Source organism: Mesorhizobium sp. P2_D6, assembly GCF_056404315.1.
The window spans coordinates 630,181-638,345 of sequence record NZ_JBFUEG010000003.1 but is presented as its reverse complement, the minus strand read 5'-3'; the positions used below and the strand labels follow the sequence as shown (position 1 = coordinate 638,345).

General features: G+C 63.3%; 8 protein-coding genes and 1 pseudogene. 5 read left to right on the top strand and 4 right to left on the bottom strand.

Annotated elements, in window-relative coordinates; translation table 11 throughout:
• Window positions 1–189: pseudogene (locus AC1D1L_RS09580) on the top strand (integrase); the annotation flags it as partial.
• A 201-nt stretch (window positions 190–390) separates the two neighbouring features.
• Here AC1D1L_RS09580 and hppD read toward each other — a convergent pair.
• A complete protein-coding gene (gene hppD / locus AC1D1L_RS09575; RefSeq protein WP_477340725.1) occupies window positions 391–1,506 on the bottom strand; it encodes a 4-hydroxyphenylpyruvate dioxygenase in 1,116 nt (371 codons plus the stop codon).
• Window positions 1,507–1,645: 139 nt separating this feature from the next.
• On the opposite strand from hppD, the gene AC1D1L_RS09570 reads away from it, so the two are divergent.
• A complete protein-coding gene (locus AC1D1L_RS09570; RefSeq protein WP_181061738.1) occupies window positions 1,646–2,113 on the top strand; it encodes an Lrp/AsnC family transcriptional regulator in 468 nt (155 codons plus the stop codon).
• Here the strand turns inward: AC1D1L_RS09570 and AC1D1L_RS09565 are convergent.
• Window positions 2,110–2,448, bottom strand: coding sequence for a protein tyrosine phosphatase family protein (locus tag AC1D1L_RS09565; RefSeq protein ID WP_477340723.1), 339 nt, complete (start codon window positions 2,446–2,448; stop codon window positions 2,110–2,112). The genes AC1D1L_RS09570 and AC1D1L_RS09565 overlap by 4 nt on opposite strands.
• A 205-nt stretch (window positions 2,449–2,653) precedes the next feature.
• Between AC1D1L_RS09565 and AC1D1L_RS09560 the strand changes: the two genes are divergently transcribed.
• Window positions 2,654–2,998, top strand: coding sequence for a RidA family protein (locus tag AC1D1L_RS09560; RefSeq protein ID WP_192252993.1), 345 nt, complete (start codon window positions 2,654–2,656; stop codon window positions 2,996–2,998).
• A gap of 215 nt (window positions 2,999–3,213) precedes the next feature.
• Here AC1D1L_RS09560 and hutC read toward each other — a convergent pair whose 3' ends face one another.
• A complete protein-coding gene (gene hutC, locus AC1D1L_RS09555) occupies window positions 3,214–3,954 on the bottom strand; it encodes a histidine utilization repressor (RefSeq protein WP_477340721.1) in 741 nt (246 codons plus the stop codon).
• Complete coding sequence (locus tag AC1D1L_RS09550; protein WP_477340719.1) at window positions 3,951–5,303, bottom strand: formimidoylglutamate deiminase; 1,353 nt, start codon at window positions 5,301–5,303, stop codon at window positions 3,951–3,953. Before AC1D1L_RS09550 ends, hutC begins: the two co-directional genes overlap by 4 nt.
• A 97-nt stretch (window positions 5,304–5,400) precedes the next feature.
• On the opposite strand from AC1D1L_RS09550, the gene hutI reads away from it, so the two are divergent.
• Complete coding sequence (gene hutI / locus AC1D1L_RS09545) at window positions 5,401–6,630, top strand: imidazolonepropionase (protein WP_477340717.1); 1,230 nt, start codon at window positions 5,401–5,403, stop codon at window positions 6,628–6,630.
• Complete coding sequence (gene hutH / locus AC1D1L_RS09540; protein WP_477340715.1) at window positions 6,627–8,165, top strand: histidine ammonia-lyase; 1,539 nt, start codon at window positions 6,627–6,629, stop codon at window positions 8,163–8,165. Before hutI ends, hutH begins: the two co-directional genes overlap by 4 nt.

The following is an 8,165-nucleotide window of genomic DNA, read 5'->3' as shown; positions in this document are numbered from 1 at the left end:
AATGGCGGCTTCATCTATGTCTCGCAAGCGCTGGCCGGCGAGCCGGTCGCAGCCGCGCAGACCGAGGACGGCGAATGGACACTCTCCTTCCATGCCCATCCGCTCGGCATCATCGACACCAGGCGTATGAAGCTTGTCCGCCGCAGCGCCGCGCCAACCAAACCGCTTGGCGCTGCGCCGGACGCATAGGGGGAGAGAAGTGTTACCTATGTATCCGGTTCATTCTGTTACCCATCTATCGGCTGGACACTGACTGCAGCCTCGGCGCCCTTCTTGCGACGCTGGAGATTAGCGAAATCATCGATGAGAGCGCCCCCTCTCCCCGTCACTATACGGGGAGAGGATGCCGGCAGGCAGGTGAGGGGCAGCTCGACGTTAGTAGTTTCGTCGTTACGCCGCCTTGCCGTCCACCTTGATCACGCCGCGCTTGATCTGGTCCTGCTCGATCGATTCGAACAGAGCGCGGAAATTGCCTTCGCCAAAACCTTCGTCGCCCTTCCTCTGGATGAATTCGAAGAAGATCGGCCCGATCACGGTTTTGGAGAAAATCTGCAGCAGGATCTTGGTCGTGCCGCCATCGACCACACCTTCGCCATCGATCAGGATGCCGTGCTTCTTCATCCGCTCGATCGGCTCGTCATGGCCGTTCACGCGGTCATACGACATGTCGTAATAGGTCTCGGGCGGGCCGGGCATGAATTTCAGACCGTTGGCGGCCAGTTTGTCCGTGGCAGCGTAGATTTCATCGGTGCCGACGGCAATGTGCTGGATGCCTTCGCCATTGTACTTCTTCAGATACTCGGCGATCTGGCTGGTCTCGTCCTTGGACTCGTTCAGCGGAATGCGGATCTTGCCGCAGGGCGAGGTAATGGCGCGGCTGACCAGGCCGGTGATCTTGCCATCAATGTCAAAGAAATGGATCTGCTTGAAGCCGAACAGCTCGCGATAAAAGTCCCACCATTTGTCCATCTGGCCGCGATAGACATTGTGGGTGAGGTGGTCGAGGAAATAGAAGCCGACGCCTTGTGGCTGCGGATCGCGTTCGCCTAGCCACTCGAACTCGGTGTCATAGGCCGAGCCCTTCTTGCCATAGGCGTCGATGAAATAGAGCAGCGAGCCGCCAATGCCGACGATCGCCGGCACATCGAGCGCCTTGTCATCGCCTTCGTAAGGCGTGGCGCCTTTCGACACTGCATGGTCGAAAGCATGTTTGGCATCGACCACCCGCCAGGCCATCGAGGCGGCGCAGGGGCCATGCTTGTCAACGAACTTCATCGCATGCGAGCCCGGCTCGGCATTGACGACATAGTTGATGTCGCCCTGTCGCCAGACGGTGATGTCCTTCGTGCGGTGCTTGGCCACCGCGACATAGCCCATGCGGGTGAACAGTTCGGCTAGCTTCTGCGGCTCCGCATGCGCGAACTCGACGAATTCGAAACCGTCGGTGCCGGCGGGGTTTTCCTTGCTGATCTTGGCGGGCGGGGCGTCGTGCGGGAAGGGACCCATGGCATTCCTCCAAACGGATGGTGGCCGCATCGGACCACGAGATATCCAAGGATAGCGCAAAGCGGCCGCACGGTGCTTGCATTCAAACGCTTGAAATGCTCAGGTCATGCGTAATTCATGCATGATTGGAGATAAATCCATGGATGATGCGCGCATCGATCAATTCGACCGCAAGATAATGGCTCTTTTGCAGGGCGACGCGCGGCTCACCAACAACGATCTGTCCGAACGCGTGAACCTGTCGGCCTCGCAATGCTCGCGCCGCCGCCAGCGGCTGGAGGAAGACGGCTACATCAAGGGCTATCGCGCCGTGCTCGACCGCGACAAGCTCGGCTTCTCGCTGGTCAACGTCATCTCGGTGACGCTCGCCACCCACAACCGTGACAATGCCAGGCGCTTCGGCGAACTCTTGGCGCGGCTGCCCGAGGTGCAGGAGGCGCATGCGCTGACCGGCGAGATGGATTATATCCTGAAAGTGGTGACGCCCGATCTCAAATCACTGTCGGAGTTCGTCAACGGTGTACTCCTGCCGCACGAATCCGTGCAGCATGTGAAGACTGCGATCGTGCTGGAAACGCTGAAGGAAACCGGCGCGCTGCCGATTTAGCCCTTCTGTTGCTGGATCAGCCCATACAAATTCGTGCACCGCGCTCCAGATCGGCAATAAGCAAACACCGGCCCTTCGAGCGCGTCGAGCGCCTCGGCCTGATCCTCGACATTCTCGGCCGTGATCTGGCCGCTGATCACCGGGATGTAGCGGAAGGCCAGCCCGGCGGCTTCGACCGCCGCCTTGACGCTGTCGGCTGAGGGTTGGCCGGGCTGCTCGTCATCCGGCCGGTTGCAGATCACGCTCTTGAAGCCGGCGGCCTTGATGGCAGCGGCATCTTCGGGCTGGATCTGGCCCGAGACCGAATAGTCCTCGCTGATTTCGCGATATTCCATGGCTCTCATCCTCGCAATCTGGTTGGCCGGAGTCTTGCCACTCTCGCACGAGATCGGCAATCCGCGCCGGAAAGAAATCCCTCGGCGCAGATAGACATTTGCGGCCTAAGATCCAACCAGGCTCAAGAGGTTTCGCGCTGTTGGCCTTGCCCGGAGCCGGCGTCAACTCTAAACAGGCGCCACCGACAACAGGAAGGAAACTCCCATGAGCATTCGTCGCATCGATGTTGGCCCGCGCATGAGCCAGATCGTCATCCACGGCAACACCGTCTACCTGGCCGGCCAGGTCGGGACGCCTGGCGCCAGCGTTGGCGAGCAGACCAAGTCGATCCTCGCCACCATCGACGAATTGCTGGCCAAGGCCGGCACTGACAAGACCAAGATCCTACAGGCGATCATCTGGCTGGCCGACATGGGCACCTTCGCCGAGATGAACAAGGAATGGGACAAGTGGGTGCCGCAAGGCAACACGCCCGCCCGCGCCACCGGCGAAGCCAAGCTCGCAGGGCCGGAATACACGGTCGAGATTATTATTACGGCGGCGATCTGAGGCACAGCGCCGACTTTTCCTTCTCCCCTTGTGGGAGAAGGTGGCCGAGCGAAGCTCGGTCGGATGAGGGGTGTTGGAAGGATCGCTGCTTAAAAGAACTAAGCGCTTAAAATCCTTCGATATTTCAACCCCTCACTCCGTCCAGCACCCCTCATCCGTCTCGGCGCTATCGCGCCGTTCCACCTTCTCCCACAAGGGGAGAAGTGGGCATTGCGCTACCCCTGCGAAGGCCTGAACCGCGCCACCAGCGTGTGGCTCTCGGCAGCGTAAGTGAACCGCACCTGCGTCACTGGATACTCCGCGCTCCAGGTCCGGCGCTCGACCACCAGGCATGGCGCGCCGATTGCAATATCGAGAGCTTCGGCAATGTGCCTGTCCGCCGCCACGGCGCGGATGCGGTGCTCGGCCTCGCTCCATGGCACGCGGCCGATCAGCCAGGGGCCGGGGGCGATGTCGAGAAACTCTTCCTCGCCGGCTCCCGCAACGGCGGCGAGATTGATCAGCCGCTGTTCGTGTGCGAATGGCCGTTTGCCGGCGAAATGCCGGCATTCGAGCGCCAGCACCTGTCCGGCAGCGCCGAGTTCCAGCAAGCCACGATCCTCGGCACTGCTGCGCCTTTTCTGCCGCGCCACGCGCTCGTAGCGATAGGCCAGCCCAAGCGCCTCGACCTCGATCCTGATGTCGTGGATTTCCAGCACCGCCGCCTGCGACTGCGGCTGGCGGACAAAACTGCCGGAACGGCGGCGGCGCTCGATCAGCCCGGCCTTGGCCAGTTGCGACAGCGCCTTGTTCACCGTCATGCGCGAGCAATTGTACTCGGCCGTCAATTCGTGCTCGAACGGGATGCGGAAGCCCGGCGCCCAGACGCCGGACATTATTTTTTCGCTGATATCAGACAGGATGCGTTGGTGCAGCGAACCGCCGCCTTCCACCGCAGCTGTCTCGATCATGCTCATGCCGAAAGCGCCGTCATCACCCGGCGAAAGCGCTCGGCGATTACCTCGCGCCTGGCATGCCGACCGCCGCTGACCTGCTTTATGCCATGCACCCAGACACAATCGACCTTGCCGCCATTGGCAAAGATCCAGGCGTCGAGGATCGCGTCACCTTTCTTGCCAGTCAGCGAGGGATGGTTCTGGTCGAGCGAGACGAAATCAGCTGGGCCACCGGCGGCGATCAGCGACGGACCGGCGCCAAGTGCCGTGCTGCCGCCGTCAAGCGCGGCGTCGAACAGAGCCCGCCCGGTCGAGCCGCCAGCCACCGCCAGAACATTGCGGGCGCGATGCGCAAGGCGCTGCGAATATTCGAGCTGGCGCAATTCGTCCGGCAGGCCGATCAGCACATTGGAATCGGAGCCGACGCCGAAGCGGCCGCCATGTTCGGTGAACAGCGACGCGGCGAAAGTGCCGTCGCCGAGATTGGCCTCGGTGATCGGGCACAGGCCGGCAATGGCGCCGCTTTTCGCCATGCCGATGATCTCAGTCTCGGTCATGTGGGTGGCATGGATCAGGCACCAGCTTTTGTCGATCCCGGCATTGGCGAGCAGCCATTCGACCGGCCGCGCGCCCGACCAGGCGAGGCAGTCCTCGACTTCCTTCACCTGCTCGGCGACGTGGATGTGGATCGGCCCGTCCGGCGCCATCGCGGCAACGACGCCGAGTTCCTCGGGCGTTGCGGCGCGCAGGCTATGCGGGGCAACGCCTACGACCGCTTGATTCAAAGTGCGAACGGATTCGCGGCTTTTCTCAAGCAAGCGTCCAAAGCGATTCACATCGTTGATGAATCGCCGCTGGCCTTCGTTGGGCGCGGCGCCGCCGAACGAAGAATGCGCATAAAACACCGGCAGCAGCGTCAGGCCTATGCCCGTCTCAGCCGATGCGGCGGCAATGCGCTCGGCCATCTCGGCAAGGTTGGCATAGGGTTTTCCGTCGCGGTCGTGATGCAGATAGTGGAATTCGCCGACGCGCGAGAAGCCGGCCTCCAGCATCTCGACATAGAGCTGCGCTGCCACCGCTTCGACCTGGTCCGGCGTCATCGACAGCGCGAAGCGGTACATCACTTCGCGCCAGCTCCAGAAACTGTCGGCGGAGGGGCCGCGCAGTTCGGCGAGCCCCGCCATGCCGCGCTGGAAGGCGTGGCTGTGCAGGTTCGGCATGCCGGAGACAACAATGGCGTGCCGCTCGTCGTTGGTTTGCGGCGAGGAGCCCGGCTCGACGGCCGCGATGCGACCGTCGGTCAACGAAATCCGCACCTTGTCATGCCAGCCATCGGCCAGCAGCGCCTGTTCCGCAAAGATCGCCGTCACGTTTTTCTCCGAATCCGAATTTCCGATGACAATAGCACTTGCAGTGCGTTCCAATATGTATATACATAATCGCCATCCAATCAAACGGAAAAAGATGATGGCGGCACAGAACAAAAGCCGGGCAGGGGACCTTCACCTTTGGCGCAATGCGCGCCTGGCGACCATGGCCGAAGCCGGACTGGGTATCGTCGAGAAGGGCGCGATCGCAGCCCGCGACGGCGCCATCGTCTATGCCGGGCCGGAAGCAGACATGCCGTCAGCCTTGGCTCAGGGCAGCGAGACCACCAACTGCGAAGGCCGCTGGATCACCCCCGGCCTGATCGATTGCCACACTCATCTCGTCCATGCCGGCAACCGCGCCAACGAGTTCGAGATGCGGCTGGCCGGCGCCACCTATGAAGAAGTCGCCCGCGCCGGCGGCGGCATTGTTTCCTCCGTCAAATCCTTGCGCGCCGCCAGCGAAGACGAACTGGTTGCGCAGACGCTGCCGCGGCTCGATGCGCTGATGGCCGAAGGCGTCACCACGGTAGAAGTAAAGTCGGGATACGGGCTCGATCTCGATAACGAACAGAAGTCGCTTCGTGCCGCGCGGCGCCTGGACAAGCAGCGCCCCGTCACGGTCCGCACCACCTTCCTCGGCGCGCATGCGCTGCCGCCGGAAGCCAAGGGCGACAAGGACGCTTTTGTCGATCTGGTCGCCAACACGATCCTGCCGGCCATCGCCGCCGAAGGCATGGCCGACGCCGTTGACGGTTTCTGCGAAGGCATCGCCTTTTCGCCGGAGCAGATTGCCCGCGTCTTCGACAAGGCCAAGGCGCTCGGCCTGCCGGTCAAACTCCATGCCGACCAGCTGTCCAACCTGAATGGTGCGGCCCTTGCCGCGCGGTATGGCGCACTCTCGGCCGACCACCTTGAATACACCGACGAGGCCGGCGCTGTGGCGATGGCCAAGGCCGGCACTGTGGCGACGATCCTGCCCGGCGCCTATTACTTCATCCGCGAAACCAAGAAGCCGCCGATCGGCCTGTTTCGCCAACACGGCGTCAAGATGGCGGTCGCCACCGACAACAATCCCGGCACCTCGCCGCTGACCTCGTTGCTGCTGACCATGAACATGGCCGCGACCTTGTTCGGCCTGACGGTCGAGGAATGCCTGGCCGGAACCACCCGCGAGGCCGCCCGCGCGCTCGGACTGCTCGGTCAGACCGGGACGCTGGAGGCGGGCAAATCCGCCGATCTGGCGATCTGGGACATCGAGCGCCCGGCCGAACTCGTCTACCGCATGGGCTTCAATCCGCTTCATGCCCGCATCTGGAGAGGACAATGACCGAACTCACTCTGAGGCCCGGCAATGCGACGCTGGCCGACTGGCGCGCCATCTACCGTGGCGCCGTGCCGAAGCTGGATGCCGCCTGCCGTCCTAAGATCAAGGCCAGTGCCGAGGCGGTTGCCCGCATCGTCGCCAAGGGTGAGCCGGTCTATGGCATCAACACCGGCTTCGGCAAACTGGCCAGCGTCCGAATTCCGGCCGCCGACCTTGAAACGCTGCAGCGCAACATCGTTTTGTCGCATGCCGCCGGCGTCGGCGAGCCGATGCCGGTCGCGGTGGTCCGGCTGATGATGGCGCTAAAACTCGCCAGCCTGGCGCAGGGCGCTTCCGGCGTGCGGCCGCAAACCATCGAATTGCTGGAAGCAATGCTCGCCAACGACGTCATCCCCGTCGTGCCGGCGCAAGGCTCGGTCGGCGCGTCCGGCGATCTCGCGCCGCTGTCGCACATGACCGCGGTGATGATCGGCGTCGGCGAATGCTTTACTCCGCATGGCCGCTTCCCGGCCAAGGTTGCTTTCGTCTCGCACGGCCTGGAGCCGGTGACGCTCGGAGCCAAGGAGGGTCTTGCACTGCTCAACGGCACTCAATTCTCGACCGCCTATGCGCTGGCCGCTTTGTTCGAGGCCGAGGTGCTTTACCAGTCGGCGTTGGTCGCCGGTGCGCTGTCGACCGACGCCGCCAAAGGTTCGGACGCACCCTTCGATCCGCGCATTCATCTCCTGAGAAGGCACCCCGGCCAGATCGAGACGGCTGCGGCGCTGCGCAATCTGATGGCCGGCAGCTCCATCCGTGAATCGCACCGCGTTGGCGACGAGCGCGTGCAGGACCCGTACTGCCTGCGCTGCCAGCCGCAGGTGATGGGTGCAGCCCTCAGCGTGCTGCGTCAGGCCGCCGATACGCTCGGCACCGAGGCCAATGGCGTCACCGACAATCCGCTGATCTTCGCCGAGGACGATACGGCGCTCTCCGGCGGCAATTTCCACGCCGAGCCGGTGGCTTTCGCCGCCGACATGATCGCACTCGCCGTCTGCGAGATCGGCTCGCTGTCGGAACGCCGCATCGCCATGCTGGTCGATCCGGCACTCTCCGGCATGCCGGCGTTTTTGACGCCGAAGCCCGGCCTGAACTCCGGCTTCATGATCCCGCAGGTCACGGCGGCGGCACTGGTTTCCGAAAACAAGCAGAAGGCCTATCCGGCCAGCGTCGATTCCATCCCGACCTCGGCCAACCAGGAAGACCATGTCTCGATGGCGGCGCACGGCGCCCGCCGGCTGATCGGCATGGTGGAGAATGCCACGGCCGTCATCGGCATCGAACTTTTGGCCGCCGCGCAGGGCTGCGATTTCCATGCACCGTTGGCGTCGAGCGCGGCCCTGGAAGCCGTGCGCAAGCTGGTCCGCTCCGAGGTGCCGCATCTCGACACGGACCGGCATTTCCACCCGGACATGGAAAAGGCCATCGCCATGGTGCGCAGCGGCGCCACCATCAAGGCTGCCGGCGCGGTGACACTGCCTTCGATCTCGGGAGCCTGA

Excerpts from the sequence above, each read along its gene's own strand:
- AC1D1L_RS09570 (WP_181061738.1), top strand. The coding sequence starts at position 1,646 with ATGGATGATGCGCGCATCGATCAATTCGACCGCAAGATAATGGCTCTT.
- AC1D1L_RS09565 (WP_477340723.1), bottom strand. The coding sequence starts at position 2,448 with ATGGAATATCGCGAAATCAGCGAGGACTATTCGGTCTCGGGCCAGATC.
- hutC (WP_477340721.1), bottom strand. The coding sequence starts at position 3,954 with ATGAGCATGATCGAGACAGCTGCGGTGGAAGGCGGCGGTTCGCTGCAC.
- AC1D1L_RS09560 (WP_192252993.1), top strand. The coding sequence starts at position 2,654 with ATGAGCATTCGTCGCATCGATGTTGGCCCGCGCATGAGCCAGATCGTC.
- hppD (WP_477340725.1), bottom strand. The coding sequence starts at position 1,506 with ATGGGTCCCTTCCCGCACGACGCCCCGCCCGCCAAGATCAGCAAGGAA.
- hutH (WP_477340715.1), top strand. The coding sequence starts at position 6,627 with ATGACCGAACTCACTCTGAGGCCCGGCAATGCGACGCTGGCCGACTGG.
- hutI (WP_477340717.1), top strand. The coding sequence starts at position 5,401 with ATGGCGGCACAGAACAAAAGCCGGGCAGGGGACCTTCACCTTTGGCGC.